This is a genomic window from Amycolatopsis sp. EV170708-02-1 (assembly GCF_022479115.1).
In the GTDB taxonomy this organism is placed as follows: domain Bacteria; phylum Actinomycetota; class Actinomycetes; order Mycobacteriales; family Pseudonocardiaceae; genus Amycolatopsis.
Map to the genome: position 1 here is coordinate 1,916,839 of NZ_CP092497.1, position 14,942 is coordinate 1,931,780.

The window sequence follows — 14,942 nt, forward strand, 5'->3', positions numbered from 1 at the left end:
CGGGTGTTCTTGGCAGCTGCGTGCGTCCAGTGCCGTCTCACGCTGGGCGTCACCATGATCAGCCTCGAACTCGAGCTGGTCGGCTGGGCCGAGATGATATGCCGTACGGCTCAGCGCAGGTCGATTTCGATTCGGTGTTTCGCGAGCATGTCCAGAAGGTATTCGCGGGTGATCGCCGGGCCCAGCCGACGCCGGTCGTAGCCGGCAGCAAGGTGCTCGCGGGCGACGGCCGACTCGTGCCACACCAGATGAAACGGGGCCTGCGCGCCGAAACCTCCACGGAGGCAGTCCTCCAGGGCGTCGAGGTTCCAGCCGAAGTACCCGCCTGGGCCGTTGATCGCCTCCCCGAGCGCGCAGTAGAACCCCTCGATGTCGGTCACGAACCGGCCGTCGAGATCGTAGGTGGTGCCGGGTGGCCCGTCAGGTGCGCCGGACAGGTGTCCGAGCGCCACCCCGGCCCACCGGTGCCGCATGTCTCGGTCGTAGCCGGCCCACAGGTTCCGCCTGGATGGCCGTCCAGTGCGCCAATGCTCCAGGATGCCAAGGACCCCCACCGGCAACCGCTCCCCCTCGCCCAGCTCGACCGTCACGTCCAGAAGTCCGGCGACGGACCGTGACGGACCGGCCGCATTGACCGTTCCGGAGACCCCAGCGCCGATCACCAGGCCGGTGGAACCATCGGTGGCGACCGCATGGACCTCGCCGCGGATCCGGCGGCGGCGCAGTCCGGCCCTGGACGACTGTCCCAGCGCGCCGAGCGCGACCAGCAGCGCCGGTTCCGGCCGGCAGTCGAGGAGCCTGATCTCCGGCACCGGTGCTGCCACCCCGTCGGCGGGAGTGTCGACGAACAGTCCCTCGATGTCCGCGCACAGCGCCAGCGGGACGTCGTCATGGGAATCATCGAAGCCGATGTCACCACGGAGCAGCCAGCGTGGGCCGACCGGATGCGCCCATGTCCACCGTCGGAGACCGGCATCGCGATTGACCACCACCCTGAGGACACTATCTGCGGCGAGTCGCGACGGGTCAGCGAGCCAGAAAGAGTGACCGTCGGTGGCTACGATCGGCGCTCTTGGGCGTGCCCTCTCCTGCCACGCAGTGCAGGGCGACGGTGTGAATGGTCGAGGGCCTGGCCAGGTCAGCAACGCTGCCGGGTAGCGCCGACGCATCCACCATCACACAGCGTCAGTAGACTCGGCGGGTATGTCGTCACCGATTTGGGGATCCATCCTGTGCTTTCCACTACCAGCAACCGCTTAGTTTGTCTCGGTGACTCCTTCACCGAGGGTGTCGGTGACGAGGACCCCTCGTCACCCAACGGCGTCCGCGGCTGGGCCGATCGCGTCGCGGGCACCCTCGCGGCCAACCACCAGGACTTCCGTTACGCCAACCTCGCGATCCGCGGCAAGCTCCTCGGACAGGTCCTCGCGGAGCAGCTCGACCCGGCGCTCGCGCTGAACCCGGATCTCGTGACGCTCTACGCCGGCGGCAACGACCTGATGCGGCCGAAGGTCGACATCGACGCTCTCCTCGAGGATTACGACGTCGCGGTCGGCAAGGTGGTCGCCACCGGGGCGCGGGTCGTCCTGTTCACCGGGGTCGACGGGGTCGAAGACGCGTTGTTCCGCAGAATCCGTGGCCGCGTCGCGATCTACAACGAGCACGTCCGCGGTATCGCCGCCCGGCATGGAGCACTGCTGGTGGACATGTGGGCGATGCGCCAGTTGCGGGACAGGCGTCTGTGGGCGCCGGACCGTCTGCACCTGAACTCGTTGGGGCACAACGAGATCGCCATCGCCGTCCTCGACGCGCTCGGTGAGCCGCACGAGCTGGCGCCCGCCGTGCTCGGGCCGCGGCCGTCGCTGAGCCCGCAGGCGCGGCGCACCGAAAACCTCCAGTGGGGCAAGGAGCACGCCGTCCCGTGGATCAAACGCAGGCTGCGTGGCGAGTCCTCGGGCGACGCGCTCCTGCCGAAGCGGCCGACGATGGCCCCCTACACCTGACGCGGCCGAAGCCCGTCGAAGAGGATGCAGATCGTCCGGGCCCGGAACTCGGGCCCGGCATGCTCGGCCGCTTTCGCGGTTCCGATGATCACCGCGATCAGTTCGTCGACGCCGAGATCCTTGCGGACGTCGCCGGTGTCCTGCGCCCGGCGGAGCAGCACGCCGAGCGCGTCCTTCAGGCGGACGCCGATGACCGACCCCGCCGACGGCACGCTGACTCCGGCCGCCGACAGGGCTTCGAAGTAGGCGTTCTTGGCGCCGGACATCTCGATCCAGCCGGTCAGGAAGCCGAAGAACGCGGCGCCCGGGTCGGGTGAGTCCGCGGCCACCGTGGCCTCCGCCTCGTCGACGAAGCGGTGCAGGCGTGCGAAGAGCACCGCTTCCAGCAGCGCTTCTTTCGTCGGAAAGTGCCGGAACACCGTGCCGACGCCGACGCCTGCTTCGCGGGCGACTTCCTCGGTCGGCGCACTGGTGCCTTTGGCCGCGAAGACGCGCTCCGCGGCCTCCAACACCCGTGTGCGGTTACGGCGGGCATCGGCTCGGAGCGGTTTCTCGTCCGTCACAGCGGGGATCCTAGACCCGTTGTCGAGAGGCTAGTCCGGCATCTCGTCCAATACGCGCGCCAAGGCCTTCGGGACGCCGGTGCGCCAGCCGCCGCCCATGATCCGGCGCGACATACGTTGGAATTCGTCGTCCGGGTCGAAGCCCTCGTGACTGAGGAACAGCCGTGTCCCGTGCCCCTCCGGCTCGAGCCGCCAGGTGACCGTCCACTCCGGACCCCAGCTGATGCTGAGCAGCCGCTCCGGCTCCACCGCCAGCACCTCGCAGGCGACCGGGCCGCCCGCGAAGCCGGCGGCGGGCACAGGATCCGCGAGCAGCTCGAACCTGTGTCCCACAACGGGTTTGATGTCGTTCGGCATGCGGAGCCAGCGCTCCAGCAGCTGCGGTTCGGTCAGCGCGCGCCACACCTTGCGCGGCGGATGCGCCAGGAACTGGTCGACGTGAACGGCCGTCGGATCCTCGTCGTTCAGAACTCCTCCTCGTCCAGCAGTTCACGCAGGTTGCCCAGTTTGCCGCGCCAGTACCGCTCGTACGGCGAAAGCCAGTCCGAGACCTCTCGCAGTGGTGCGGCGTCCAGAGAGTAGACGCGATTGCGGCCCTGCCTCTCTTCCCGGACGAGCCCGGCCTCGCGGAGCACCCGAAGGTGTTCCGAAAGGCTCGGCCGCCGCATGTCGAACCGTTCGGCGATCTCCCCCGCCGCCCGCGGACCGTCGAGGAGGATGCCCAGCACTTCACGGCGGGCCGGGTTGGCGAGCGCGGCGAAGACGTCGTCGTTGACCGGCACTAGCGCGGCCAGTTCCCGTAGCCCGAAGCTTCGAGCAGCCCCATCGCGTTGCCGTCCGGATCCTTCAGAGCCGTCACACGGCCCCAGGGCATCTCCTCCGCGTCGTCGACCTCGACGCCTTGAGCGCGGAGCTCCGCGATGTCGGCGTCGACGTCCGTGGTGGTCAGCTGGAAGTGGACACGCGAGTCGTGATCCAGCCCGCCGACGGCGCGATCGACGAGGACGATCCCGGTGTCCGCCCCTTGGGGCCGACCATGACGAACGGCCCGTGCGGGCCGCTGACGTCGACGAGCAGGTCGAAGCCGAGCTTGCCGAGGTAGAAGTCCCGCGCCTCGGTCAGGTCGGAGACCGGCACGGTGAGGAACTGGATGCGGTCGATGTTCATGCCGGGAACAATACGTAGGAGATTTCCTACATGTCAACCGTGCCCCGTACGACCTCGACCTAAATAGAGGTCCAGGGTTCGTGACCAGCGCCGCAACGGCTTGAGTTCGCCTATGGACGAACTTTTAGCGTCGTCGGCATGAGCACAGAAACCACCACGCAGTCCCCCATCCTCCTCGCCGTGATCATCGGCAGTGTCCGGCACGAACGCTTCGCCGACGCCATCACGGGATGGCTGCTGGCCGAACTCGCCACCATCGACGGTGTGGAGGTCGATCCGATCGACCTCGCCGACATCGATCTCCCGCTGCAGGGAACGCGGCCCGGTGGCACCGAGACGGTGATCAGCGACAGGCTGCGCGACGCCGACGCCTTTCTCGTCGTCACCCCTGAGTACAACCACAGCTTCCCCGCGGCGCTGAAGAACGCGATCGACTGGCACTTCACCGAATGGGCGTACAAGCCCGTCGCGTTCGTCGGCTACGGCGCCGGATCGGGCGGCATCCGGGCGATCGAGCAACTCCGGCTGATCTTCCCCGAGCTGAGGGCCACCACCATCCGAGACGCGGTACTGCTGAACGCTCCCTGGACCCGCCTCGGCCCGAACGGCTACGAAGGAACCGAAGGCGAGCGCGGCGCGCTGGCCGCGACGATGACGGAACTGGGCTGGTGGGCCCGCACCCTGCGTGCCGGACGCGTCGCGGTCGAGGTGAGTGCGGCATGAACCGCCTGACCGGTCGAGAGCTGCGCATCGCGGCGGTGATCGCACTCGGCGGGTTGATGGCCGTTCTCGACACCACGATCGTCGCCGTCGCGCTGCCGCGATTCATGACCACCTTCTCCGCGTCCCTCACCACCATTCAGTGGATCGCGACCGGCTACGCGCTCGGCATGGTCGCGGCGATGCCGCTGGCGGCGACCTTCGCCCAACGATGGGGAGCGCGCCGGGTGTACCTGGCCGCGCTGTTCGTGTTCGCGGTGGCGTCCGTGGCCGCCGGAGCCGCCGGTGATCTGGGCTGGCTGATCGCCGCACGGGTGGCGCAAGGCCTCGCCGGCGGGCTGATCAACCCCTTGGGGATGACCATCGGCTTCGGCGCGGTGGCCCCGGAACGCCGGAGCCGGATGACCGCGATCACCGGCCTCCCCCTGCTGGTCGGGCCGATCCTCGGTCCGATGCTCGGCGGGATCCTGCTGGACGGATTGTCTTGGCGGGCACTGTTCTTCATCACCGTCCCACCGGCCCTGCTCGCGGTCGCGGGTGTGCTCCGCTGGGTGCCCGCCGATGCCCCGTCCACCGAACGCACTCCGATCGACGTCGCGGGCGGCCTGCTGCTCGTGCCCGGTGTCGTCGCGGTGGCGTACGGATTCAGCGAAGAGGCGGCCAGCCTCGGGATCCGGGTGGCGATCGTCGCCATCGGGCTGGCGCTCATGGCGGTGTTCACGCGCCGCTCGTGGCGTCATCGCGCACCACTGCTGAACGTCCGGCTCCTGCGCGACCGGACGTTCGGGCGCAACACCGCGATCCTCGTCCTGTACGCCGGGCCGTACTTCGGCTCGATGCTGCTGATGCCCGCCTACATCCAGGTGATCCGCGGCGACTCGGCCCTGATCAGCGCGGCGATGATGGTGCCGGGCACGATCGGGATGGGGATCAGTATCCAGTTCGCCGCCCGCCTCCTGGAGCGCTTCGGCCCGCGGATCGTCGTCGGGACCGGGCTGACCCTCGCGGTCGCGTCGACCGCGTTGACCGTCCTCGTCCTCGCACCGGACACGTCGTACCCGGTGCTGGCGATCTTGGGAGTGCTCCAAGGTGCGGGCACCGGGGCGATCATGATGCCCACCATCGTCAGCGCGGGCCGTGATCTGCGGGGACCGGATCTCGCGTCCGGTTCCGCGATCCTCCCCCTGGCCAGCACCATCGCGAGCGCGGTCGGCACCGCTGTGGTGAGCGCGGTGTTCACCGGGCTGATCGCGGCCGCCACCGGAGGACAGGGGCTCGCCGCCTTGCGCCTTTCGCCGTCGCTCACCGGGGAGATCGTCGACGCGTATCGTCTGACTCTCGTCGGTGTGCTCGCGGTCATGGTGCTCGCCCTGGTGGTCAGGCTGCGAACCCGGCCCACCATCCCGACAGTGCAACCCACGACGGTACGGAGCGCGGCATGACGACAACGACACGATCCCCGCTCGACGCCCACCTGACCATCAGCGAAGTCGCGAGCAAGGCCGGGGTCTCGGCCAACGCCGTCCGGTACTACGAGCGCTACCGCGTCATCACCGCCGAACGCACCGCGGGCAACGCACGGCGCTTCACGGTCGACGCCATCTGCCGGATCCGGCTCGCGGTCGCCGCCCAGCGGGTCGGGCTGAGTCTCGCCGAAAGCGCGGAGATCCTGGCCGAGATCCCGCCGATGTCCCCGGATCTCGAGCAGTGGTCGCGCGCGGGACAGCGGCTCATCGACGCCGGGCAGGCCCGCATCGCCGAACTGGCCTCGGTGGTCGACGAGTACCGGACGCTCGCGTTCCTCAGGAGCTGAACGGTGCTTCCGCGGGGTTCGACCAGCGGAACACCGGGCGGTTCTCCAGACCGGGGTAGGCCACGGCCATACCCCGGTCCGGGGACATCGACCACAGCCGCGCGTCCGGCGACGCGGCATGGTTCGCCCAGTCCGGTGACCAGCCGGGGACGTAGCGCTCGTAGATGCGACGGATCCGCGCCAGGTCCTTGGCCTCCAGCCTCGCCGGGCCGCTCGCACGCACCTGACGGACGTCATCGGGCGGATCGAACGTCGCGACCATGACGGCGACTTCCCGGTTGTCGCGAGCCGCGGCCAGGAACGGCGACGGCAGGCCGTCCGGCACCGGCGTGTGGAACCAGAACCTGCCCTCCTCGGCGACGAACCACATCGTCGCCAGCGCCGGGTTGCCCCGGCCGGTGGTGGTGGCGACGCTGGCAGGCAAACGCGGCTCGTCGAGAAGAGCTCGTACCGCGAGAATCGGTCGGTCCATGTGGCCAGCCTGCAACTTCGACCGCGGTCGAGGTCCAGCGCCCGCGGAGCAAGTCCGTGAAGGCCTCCTTACCTACCTTGAGGGTAGTGAAGGAGGCCTTCACGGACTCCCGCGAGAAAACACAAAAGAGGGCCGCCCCGGACGGGACGGCCCTCTCTCACTTCAAGCGGCTCAGCGCTGCGGCGGCGGACCACCCTGCGGACCACCGAACGGACCCTGCTGCGGGAACGGGCCACTGCGCGGCCCCTGCGACGGCGGACCCTGGTACGGCCCGCCCTGCGGACCCGTAGGCGGCTGCGGCTGCGGCAGCTGGGAAGGCGGCGGGACCTGCTGCTGCGGAGGCTCCGGAGCGGCCTCCGGCTCGGGAGCCGGCGTGGCCTTCGGAACCTGACGCGGAGCAGGCGGCTCCTGCCGCGGCGTCGCGACACCCAACGCCGGAACTTCCTTACGCGCCACGGCTTCCGCGGCCGCGACGGCCTCGGCGACCTTCGGGTCGCTGGAGGTGTCGAACCAGCCCTGGACCTCTTCGTCCTCCAGGTCCGGCTTCTCGACGGGGTCTTCCTTCGGCGGCTCGTAGCGGAAGACGCCGTCGTCGCCCGGGGCGCCGAGCGCACGGGCGAAGCCCTCCAGGGCCTTGCCGTAGTCGCTCGGGATCATCCAGACCTTGTTCGCGTCGCCCTGCGCCATCTGCGGCAGCGTCTGCAGGTACTGGTACGCCAGCACCTCGGGCGTCGGGCGCCCGGCCTTGATCGCCGCGAAGACCTTCTCGATGGCCTTCGCCTGACCCTGCGCCTGCAGGTACCGGGCGGCACGTTCACCCTGCGCGCGCAGGATCCGGGACTGCCGCTCGGCCTCCGCGCTCAGGATCGCGGCCTGCTTGGCACCTTCGGCCGCGAGGATCTGGCTCTGCTTCTGACCTTCGGCGGTCTTGATCGCCGATTCCCGCTGACCTTCGGCGGTCAGGATCATCGCGCGCTTCTCCCGGTCGGCGCGCATCTGCTTCTCCATCGAGTCCTGGATGGAGGGCGGCGGGTCGATCGCCTTCAGCTCGACACGGGCGACGCGGATGCCCCAGCGGCCAGTGGCCTCGTCGAGCACCCCGCGCAGCTGGCTGTTGATCGAGTCACGCGAGGTCAGCGTCTGCTCAAGGCTCATGCCACCGACGACGTTACGCAGCGTCGTGGTGGTCAGCTGCTCGACACCGACGATGTAGTTCGAGATCTCGTAGACCGCGGCACGCGAATCGGTGACCTGGAAGTACACGACCGTGTCGATGGACACGGTCAGGTTGTCCTCGGTGATCACGGGCTGGGGCGGGAACGAGACGACCTGCTCTCGGAGGTCGATCCGCGCCCGGACCTTGTCCAGGAAGGGCACCAGAAACGTCAGGCCGGGAGAAGCCACCGTCCGGAACCGGCCCAGCCGTTCGATCACTGCGGACTGGGCCTGCGGCACCACCATGATCGCCTTGACCACGACGACGACCACGAACAACGCGAGCAGTCCGACGACGATGAACACCACTGTCTCTGACAACTACCTTCCCCTTACGTAGAAACCTGCTGCTGTGCGGCCGTCCGGCTCACAGCTCGGCCGAGACGACCGCCGTGGCACCCGAGATCTCGACGACCGTCACCGACGTCCCCGGGGCGATCGGTTCCCCTTCGGTCATGGTCCGTGCCGACCAGACGTCGCCCGCCAGTTTGACCTGGCCCGCATCGCCGTCCACTGTGGACACTACTACCGCTCGCGCGCCGATGAGCGCGTCGGTGTTGGTCTTGATGTCCGGCCCCGCGAGAAACCGGCGTTTGAGGGTCGGCCGGACGAGGACGAGCATCCCGACCGAGGCCACGGCGAACACCGCGACGTCGATGAACGGGTTGCCGGTCAAGGCCGCCGAGCCCGCCCCGAACAGGGCTCCGACGCCGACCATGAGCAGGAACAGATCACCCGAGAGCAGCTCGGCGATGATCAAGAGGATGCCGGCGATCAGCCAGATGAGAGCGCCTGTCATGCGTTCATGCTCCCAGATCGCGCCGATTCATACCGAAGAAGCGAAACCGACGTGACCGACGCGTGACCTTGAGTGACCTCGCGCAAATCGGTCATTCAGGACTCTTCACCCGGGTCGGAGACGAAGTCGATGAGCCGTTCCACCGCTCCGATCAGCGGCGTTTCCAGATCCCGGTAGCTGCCGACCGCCGCCAGGACCCGCTGCCAGCCCTCCCACGGCTCGCCCCAGCCGAGCGCGTCACAGACACCCTCTTTCCACTCCGTGCCGCGCGGGATCTTCGGCCAGGCGCCGATACCGACCACCGAAGGCTTCACCGCCTCCCAGATGTCGATGTACGGATGCCCGGTGATCAGCACGTTCTCGTCGCGGATCGCGTCGACGATCCGCGACTCCTTGCTCCCCGCGACCAGATGATCGACCAGCACACCGAGCCGACGGCCGGGACCGGTGCCGAACTCGTCGATGCGATCGGACAGCACGTCCACACCATCGAGTGGTTCCACCACCACGCCCTCGACCCGCAGATCGTGCCCCCACACCCGCTCGACCAGTTCGGCGTCGTGCTTGCCCTCCACCCAGATCCGCGAATCACGCGCGACCCGGGCCTTGAGCCCCTGCACCTGGACCGACCCGGACGCGGAGATCCGGCGGGCCGGGGCCTTCGGGGCCGCCTTCGACGGCACCAGCGTGACCGGCTTTCCTTCGAGCAGGAAACCCGCCGGGTTCAGCGGGAACACGCGATGCCTGCCGTGGCGGTCTTCGAGGACGACGTTGCCGTACTCGATCTTCACCACGGCACCGCAGTAGCCGCTGGCCGGGTCTTCGACCACGAGCCCCGGTTCCGCGGGCACCTCAGGGATCTTCCGCTTGCGCGGGCCGGACAACACGTCGTCGTACGAATGGGAGCGCACGGCGCCCGACGCTAGCGGTGCGGCGTGGCGGCGTCTCCCCGCCACGCCGGTCAGGCGGCCAGCCGCAGCATCGCTTCGACGAACGGGGTTCGCTCACCCCGCTCCAGCGGGCGCATCACGAACAGCGGCGCGAGCGCGACGCACCACGCGCGCACCCGTCCGGCGTCGAAACCCGGCAGATACGGCGCGATCGCGTCGAAACCGTCTTCGAGCGTTCCACCCTCACGCATCGGCAACGTGACCCAGTCGGCCAGATCGAACGACGGATCGCCGACGCTCGGACGCGGGTCGATCGCGACCGCTCCCCTGCCCGGCCCGCCATCGAGGACGTTGCCCGGATGCAGGTCGCCGTGCACGATCGCGTTCCCACCCCCGCCGGTCGCGAGTGCGAGCGCCCGCCGCCTCGCCCGATCGAGGGTTTCCAGCGAAAGCGTGGCCTCGGCCACCGACCCCCGCAGCCCACGCTCGGCGAGGTCGTACATGAAGACGACCCGGTCTTCCAGCGTCGAGAAATCCGGCGGCGGCGCCACCGCGTGGATCTGGGCCAGCAGGTCGCCGACCTCGGCCCACGGGACATCCGCCCCCGCCTCCAGCAGCTGCGTGCCAGGGTCGATGCCCTCCAACAGAATCGCCCCGTCGGCAAGGCAGGTGTCCAGCACCTGCACGACCCGGGAACAGCCGTCCCACGCCCGCAGCGCGGCGGCCTCGGACGCGGCGATCGACCGATCCGGCGTCAGCTTGAGAACCTTCTTGGCTCCGTCGTCCCAGGTACAGATCAGGGTCCGCCCGGTGTTACCCGGTTTCGCGTCGACGACGGTGAGCCCCCACCGTGCCGCCAGCCGCGCCACGAGAGCGGGCAGCTCGTCGCACCACGCCGCGACCTCTCCACCGAACCGCTTGACCAGACGCCCCCGCGCCTCGTCGTCGATCAGAACAACGGCCACGGGATGGCACGCCAGTCGTCGCCGGGCTCCGGGAAGACAGCCTCCGCCAGGAGCAGATCGGTGCGCTCGGCCAGCGCACGGATCTCGAACCCGGTGAGATGCTCGCCGAGCGCGTCACCGAGTTCACCGTCCAGCTTCTCGCGCAGGCCGCGCAGCTTGCCGATCTCGTCCTCGGTCAGCCGCTCGCCGATCCAGCCCCAGAGCACCGTCCTCAGCTTCGGGTCGGTGTGCAGGCAGATCCCGTGATCCACGCCGTAGACGCGACCGTCGGCGCCGGCCAGCACGTGGCCGCCCTTGCGGTCGGTGTTGTTGACCACGATGTCCAGCACGGCCAGTTCCCGCATCCCTTGCCGGTTCGCGTGTGCGAGCACCGCGGGTTCGCCGTCGCGATCGTGCGCGTGCAGCACGACACGCCAGTCCTCCGGCACGCTTTCCGGCGACCGGACGTCGACCAGATCCTCATCCGTGGTCTCGATCCACAGCTGCACCATGCCCGGCCCGAACGGCCCGTCACGCAGCACCGTCGGCGGGATCGCGCCGAGCCCCGAGGCGTCGGCGATCATGGCCGTCGCGACCTCCCGGCCCGCGAGCGTCCCGTCCGGGAAATCCCACAGCGGCCGCTCACCGGAAACCGGCTTGTACACCACGTTCCCGGTGACGCCGTCGAGCTCGATCGTGCAGAACAGCGTGACGTTGGAGGCGTCGACGAGCCTGCCTTCGACGTCGATCTTGCCGCGCGTCACCAGCTCCCGCGAAGTCTCCGCCACCGGGTCAGTCCTCGAGGACGTCGACGTCGCGCCGGTACCCGTTCTGGCGCGGGCAGATATGGCCCGCCGGGTCGAGCGGCTCCGCGCACAGCGGGCACGGCTTGCGGCCGGCGTTGACCACCCTGTCCGCCCGTTCCGCGAAAGCGCGCGCCGCACCGGGAGTCAGGAAGACACGGACCGCGTCCGGCCCCTCTTCAGTGTCGTCCAGAACGACCGTTTCGTCCACCTCGCCTTCCGTCATCGCGAGCAGTTCGATGACGACAGCACTGCTGTCGGCGTCCCAGCCGAGCCCCATCGTGCCGACGCGGAACTCCTCCTCGACCGGAACGGTCAGGGGGTCGACGTCGAGAAGCTCGTCGGGCGCGTCGTCCGGAACATCCGCGCCGAACCGGCTGGCGACCTCTTCCAGCAGCGAGCTGAGCCTTTCGGCCAAGACCACGACCTGCTGTTTTTCGATCGTCACACTGATCGTGCGGACGTCCTCGGACGCCTGGAGGTAGAACGTGCGGTCGCCGGGCTCACCGACGGTTCCTGCGACGAACCGGTCGGGCTGGCGGAAGACGTGGATTACGCGAGACATGGCACCTTTGACCCTAGGCCACGGCCACTTGATCGGCATCCGCCGCCCCACGGTTCAGCCCAGGGCGAAACCGCCGCGCCCCGAGCCGCCATAGGCAAAGAGCCGAACCTAGTCTTCCCCTGTGGTTGAGATCGCCCCTTACGGCACCTGGACGTCTCCCCTGTCGGCCGCCGACGTCGCGGCCTCGGGAGTCAGCGCGCAATGGCTCGGAACGGCGGGAAACGAGGTGTGGTGGGCCGAAGCGAGAACCGGTGAAGGCGGCCGAGTGACCCTCGTACGCTCCCGCTCCGACGGCACGGTCGAGGACGTCCTTCCCGCTCCTTGGAACGTCCGGAACCGGGTCCACGAGTACGGCGGCCGCCCCTGGCTCGTCCTCGACGACGTCCTGGTCTTCACCCACTGGACGGATCAGCGCGTCTACCGCCGCGACCTGACCACCGGCGAGACGACACCACTGACCCCGGAACCGGCCACACGCCACCAGATCCGCTACAGCGACCTCCGGCCCGGCCGGCCCGGCGAAGTGTGGCTGGTCCGCGAACGCAGCACCGGCCCCCGGCGCGTCGACATCGCCCGCGACCTCATCGCGGTCCCCCTCGACGGCGGCCCGGAACGCGTTCTGACCGCCAGCCACCACTTCCTCACCGCACCGCAGCTTTCGCCCGGCGGGACACACGCGGCGTGGCTCGGCTGGAACCATCCCGCGATGCCTTGGGACGGCACCGAACTGTGCGTCGCCGAACTCCTCGAAGACGGGACCTTCGGGCCGCACCGCGTGCTCGCGGGCGCGGCCGACGTCTCCGTCTGCCAGGTCGAGTGGGAGTCGGCGGACAGCCTGCTCGCCCTGCTCGACCCGCACGGCTGGTGGAATCTGCACCGCGTCGACCTCGACGGCGGCATCACGAACCTGGCCCCCGCCGAACAGGAGATCGGCGGTGCGCAGTGGAAACTCGGCGCCCGCTGGTTCACGCCGCTCGGGAACGGCCGGTACGCCGCCATCGCCTCGGGCGGGCTCGCCGTCCTCGACGAGACGACCCGCGAACTGACCCCGGTGCCCGCCGCCGCCGACCTGACCGCGTGGTCCACCAACGGGTTGGCCGTCCACGAAGGCTGCGTCGTCGGCGTCGCCGCGGGCCCGACGCGCGAAGCCGCAGTCGTGAAGGTCGACCTCGAAGCCGGAACCGTCACCGAGCTCGCCTCCGCACCCGAACCACCGTCGCCCGCCTACCTGTCGACGCCCGTGGAGCGGATCTTCAAGACCGACGACGGCGACCGGATCCCGGCCTTCCTCTACCTCCCCGCGAACCCCGACTTCGCCGCCCCGGACGGCGAACTGCCACCGCTTTTCGTGTACCCGCACGGCGGGCCGACCGGCCGGGACAGCGCGGTGCTCGATCACGAGATCGCGTACTTCACCAGCCGCGGGATCGCCGTCGTCACGGTGAACTACGGCGGCTCCACCGGCTACGGACGCGCCTACCGCGAACGGCTGCGGGAACAGTGGGGCGTCGTCGACGTCGCCGACTGCGTCACCGTCGCCGAAGCCCTCGCCGCCGAAGGCACCGTCGACGGCGACAGGCTGGCGATCCGCGGCGGCAGCGCCGGCGGCTACACCTCCGCCGCGTCGCTGACCACCACGACGACCTATCGCGCGGGCACCGTCATGTACCCGATCCTCGACCTCACCCAGTGGACCGGCGACGGCGGCGAGACGCACGACTTCGAATCCCGCTACCTCGACGGGTTGATCGGCCCCCTGCCCGGCGCCGAGCAGCGCTACCGGGACCGGTCGCCGATCAACAACGCGGACACTCTCGCCGGTCCCCTCCTGTTCCTGCAGGGACTGGAGGACGAGATCTGCCCACCCGAGCAGGCGGACCGGTTCGTCGCCGGACTGGCCGGGCGCGGCATCGAGCACGCGTACCTGAGGTTCGAGGGCGAACAGCACGGCTTCCGGAAGGCCGAGACGATCGTGGCCGCGCTCGAAGCGGAGTTGTCGTTCTACGGTCAGGTCTTCGGCTTCGAGACCCCCGGCGTGCCGAAACTCCGGCTGAGCCGGTGAGGCCGCCGAAGACACGACCGGGCGACACGATCGCACTGGTCGCCCCGGCGGGCCCGGTCCCGCCGGACCTCGTCGAGAAGGCGCTGCCAGTGCTCCGAAGCTGGGGCGTCGAGGTCCACGTCGGCGAATGCGTTCGCGCGACCTCCACCGGCTATCTCTCGGCTTCCGACGAGGCGCGGGCCGCCGAGTTCACCCGGGCCTGGCTGGATCCGGGCGTGACCTGCGTCCTCGCCGCCCGTGGCGGCTACGGCTCGCAACGCATGCTCGACCTGGTCGACTGGACGGCACTGAAGTCCGCCGGCCCCAAGACGTTCGCCGGATCCAGCGACGTCACCGCGCTGCACCGGGCGGTGAGTGTCCACTTGGGACTGGAGACGCTGTTCGCCCCCTTGCCCGCGACCACCCTGTTCGACGCGGTGGCCGCCGAACACCTGCGGCTGTCGTTGTTCGAACCGGAAGGCGTGCGGCTGATCACCTCGCCGACGTCGTCGCCGCTGGTGGCCGGTACGGCGACCGGAACGCTCATCGGCGGCAACCTCGCCCTGCTGACCTCCGGTCTCGGCGCGCCGGAAGCGGGCTCGGCGCGCGAGTCGATCGTCCTGCTGGAGGACGTCACCGAGAGCCTCTACCGGATCGACCGGATGCTCACCCAGCTGCTGCGTTCCGGCTGGCTCGACGGTGTTCGCGGTTTCGTGCTGGGTTCGTGGAAATCCTGCGGCGACCCCGAGGACATCCGCGCACTGATGCTCGACCGGCTCGGACCGCTCGGCGTGCCCATCGCGTGGGACTTCGGCGTCGGACACGTGCCCGCGTCTCCCACCATCCCCCTCGGCGCGCGGGCCACCCTCGACGCCGACGCGGGAACACTCCAGGTTTTGCCATAACGGCAACGGAACTTGCGAAGACGGCCGGACCGCGGGCATCTT

17 protein-coding genes and 1 pseudogene are annotated in these 14,942 nt (G+C 69.5%); 6 read left to right on the forward strand and 12 right to left on the reverse strand.

Translation table 11 applies throughout. From position 1 onward, the window contains the following. Window positions 1-110: 110 nt before the first annotated feature. Window positions 111-992, reverse strand: a complete 882-nt coding sequence (locus tag MJQ72_RS08770) for a barstar family protein (RefSeq protein WP_240598627.1) — start codon at window positions 990-992, stop codon at window positions 111-113. A 240-nt stretch (window positions 993-1,232) separates the two neighbouring features. Here MJQ72_RS08770 and MJQ72_RS08775 point away from each other — a divergent pair, with 240 nt between their 5' ends. Continuing rightward, on the forward strand, window positions 1,233-2,003 hold the full coding sequence (locus MJQ72_RS08775) for an SGNH/GDSL hydrolase family protein (RefSeq protein WP_240598628.1): 771 nt from the start codon (window positions 1,233-1,235) through the stop codon (window positions 2,001-2,003). Here MJQ72_RS08775 and MJQ72_RS08780 read toward each other — a convergent pair. The 4 genes and pseudogenes from MJQ72_RS08780 to MJQ72_RS08800 form a co-directional block, all read right to left on the reverse strand. Further along, a complete protein-coding gene (locus MJQ72_RS08780) occupies window positions 1,994-2,566 on the reverse strand; it encodes a TetR/AcrR family transcriptional regulator (protein ID WP_240598629.1) in 573 nt (190 codons plus the stop codon). The genes MJQ72_RS08775 and MJQ72_RS08780 overlap by 10 nt on opposite strands. A gap of 30 nt (window positions 2,567-2,596) precedes the next feature. Next, entirely contained in the window at window positions 2,597-3,034 is a 438-nt protein-coding gene (locus tag MJQ72_RS08785; protein ID WP_396426979.1) for an SRPBCC domain-containing protein, read from the reverse strand. Beyond that, on the reverse strand, window positions 3,031-3,348 hold the full coding sequence (locus MJQ72_RS08790) for a metalloregulator ArsR/SmtB family transcription factor (RefSeq protein ID WP_240598631.1): 318 nt from the start codon (window positions 3,346-3,348) through the stop codon (window positions 3,031-3,033). Before MJQ72_RS08790 ends, MJQ72_RS08785 begins: the two co-directional genes overlap by 4 nt. Before the next feature lie 101 nt (window positions 3,349-3,449). After that, a pseudogene (locus tag MJQ72_RS08800) lies at window positions 3,450-3,733 on the reverse strand (VOC family protein); the annotation flags it as partial. A 138-nt stretch (window positions 3,734-3,871) separates the two neighbouring features. Between MJQ72_RS08800 and MJQ72_RS08805 the strand changes: the two are divergent. From MJQ72_RS08805 to MJQ72_RS08815, 3 genes are read left to right on the forward strand one after another with little or no spacing between them, the layout of a single operon-like run. After that, window positions 3,872-4,456 carry an NADPH-dependent FMN reductase gene (locus MJQ72_RS08805; RefSeq protein ID WP_240598632.1) on the forward strand — a complete coding sequence of 195 codons (585 nt, stop codon included), beginning with the start codon at window positions 3,872-3,874 and terminating at the stop codon, window positions 4,454-4,456. Beyond that, entirely contained in the window at window positions 4,453-5,895 is a 1,443-nt protein-coding gene (locus MJQ72_RS08810) for a DHA2 family efflux MFS transporter permease subunit (RefSeq protein ID WP_240598633.1), read from the forward strand. The genes MJQ72_RS08805 and MJQ72_RS08810 overlap by 4 nt, the downstream gene beginning before the upstream one ends. Then, the gene (locus MJQ72_RS08815; RefSeq protein ID WP_240598634.1) at window positions 5,892-6,266 is read left to right on the forward strand and encodes a MerR family transcriptional regulator; all 375 of its coding nucleotides are present in this window, start codon (window positions 5,892-5,894) and stop codon (window positions 6,264-6,266) included. Before MJQ72_RS08810 ends, MJQ72_RS08815 begins: the two co-directional genes overlap by 4 nt. Here MJQ72_RS08815 and MJQ72_RS08820 read toward each other — a convergent pair. From MJQ72_RS08820 to MJQ72_RS08850, 7 genes are all read right to left on the reverse strand, one after another. Next, window positions 6,256-6,738 carry a pyridoxamine 5'-phosphate oxidase family protein gene (locus tag MJQ72_RS08820; RefSeq protein ID WP_240598635.1) on the reverse strand — a complete coding sequence of 161 codons (483 nt, stop codon included), beginning with the start codon at window positions 6,736-6,738 and terminating at the stop codon, window positions 6,256-6,258. The two genes, MJQ72_RS08815 and MJQ72_RS08820, sit on opposite strands and share 11 nt — an antisense overlap. A 171-nt stretch (window positions 6,739-6,909) precedes the next feature. Then, window positions 6,910-8,262, reverse strand: coding sequence for an SPFH domain-containing protein (locus tag MJQ72_RS08825; protein WP_240601283.1), 1,353 nt, complete (start codon window positions 8,260-8,262; stop codon window positions 6,910-6,912). Window positions 8,263-8,320: 58 nt separating this feature from the next. Further along, on the reverse strand, window positions 8,321-8,752 hold the full coding sequence (locus MJQ72_RS08830) for an NfeD family protein (protein ID WP_063276642.1): 432 nt from the start codon (window positions 8,750-8,752) through the stop codon (window positions 8,321-8,323). A gap of 95 nt (window positions 8,753-8,847) precedes the next feature. Next, window positions 8,848-9,663 carry a DUF3097 domain-containing protein gene (locus MJQ72_RS08835; RefSeq protein WP_240598636.1) on the reverse strand — a complete coding sequence of 272 codons (816 nt, stop codon included), beginning with the start codon at window positions 9,661-9,663 and terminating at the stop codon, window positions 8,848-8,850. 50 nt (window positions 9,664-9,713) lie between these two features. Further along, window positions 9,714-10,607 (reverse strand): aminoglycoside phosphotransferase family protein, encoded by an 894-nt coding sequence (locus MJQ72_RS08840; protein WP_240598637.1) that lies wholly within the window; start codon window positions 10,605-10,607, stop codon window positions 9,714-9,716. Beyond that, window positions 10,592-11,374 (reverse strand): SCO1664 family protein, encoded by a 783-nt coding sequence (locus MJQ72_RS08845; protein WP_240598638.1) that lies wholly within the window; start codon window positions 11,372-11,374, stop codon window positions 10,592-10,594. Before MJQ72_RS08845 ends, MJQ72_RS08840 begins: the two co-directional genes overlap by 16 nt. A 4-nt stretch (window positions 11,375-11,378) precedes the next feature. Then, entirely contained in the window at window positions 11,379-11,954 is a 576-nt protein-coding gene (locus tag MJQ72_RS08850) for a DUF3090 domain-containing protein (protein ID WP_016334235.1), read from the reverse strand. 121 nt (window positions 11,955-12,075) lie between these two features. Here MJQ72_RS08850 and MJQ72_RS08855 point away from each other — a divergent pair, with 121 nt between their 5' ends. Both MJQ72_RS08855 and MJQ72_RS08860 read left to right on the forward strand, forming a co-directional pair. Further along, on the forward strand, window positions 12,076-14,016 hold the full coding sequence (locus MJQ72_RS08855) for a prolyl oligopeptidase family serine peptidase (protein ID WP_240598639.1): 1,941 nt from the start codon (window positions 12,076-12,078) through the stop codon (window positions 14,014-14,016). Beyond that, the gene (locus tag MJQ72_RS08860; protein WP_240598640.1) at window positions 14,013-14,900 is read left to right on the forward strand and encodes an LD-carboxypeptidase; all 888 of its coding nucleotides are present in this window, start codon (window positions 14,013-14,015) and stop codon (window positions 14,898-14,900) included. Before MJQ72_RS08855 ends, MJQ72_RS08860 begins: the two co-directional genes overlap by 4 nt. Window positions 14,901-14,942: the final 42 nt, after the last annotated feature.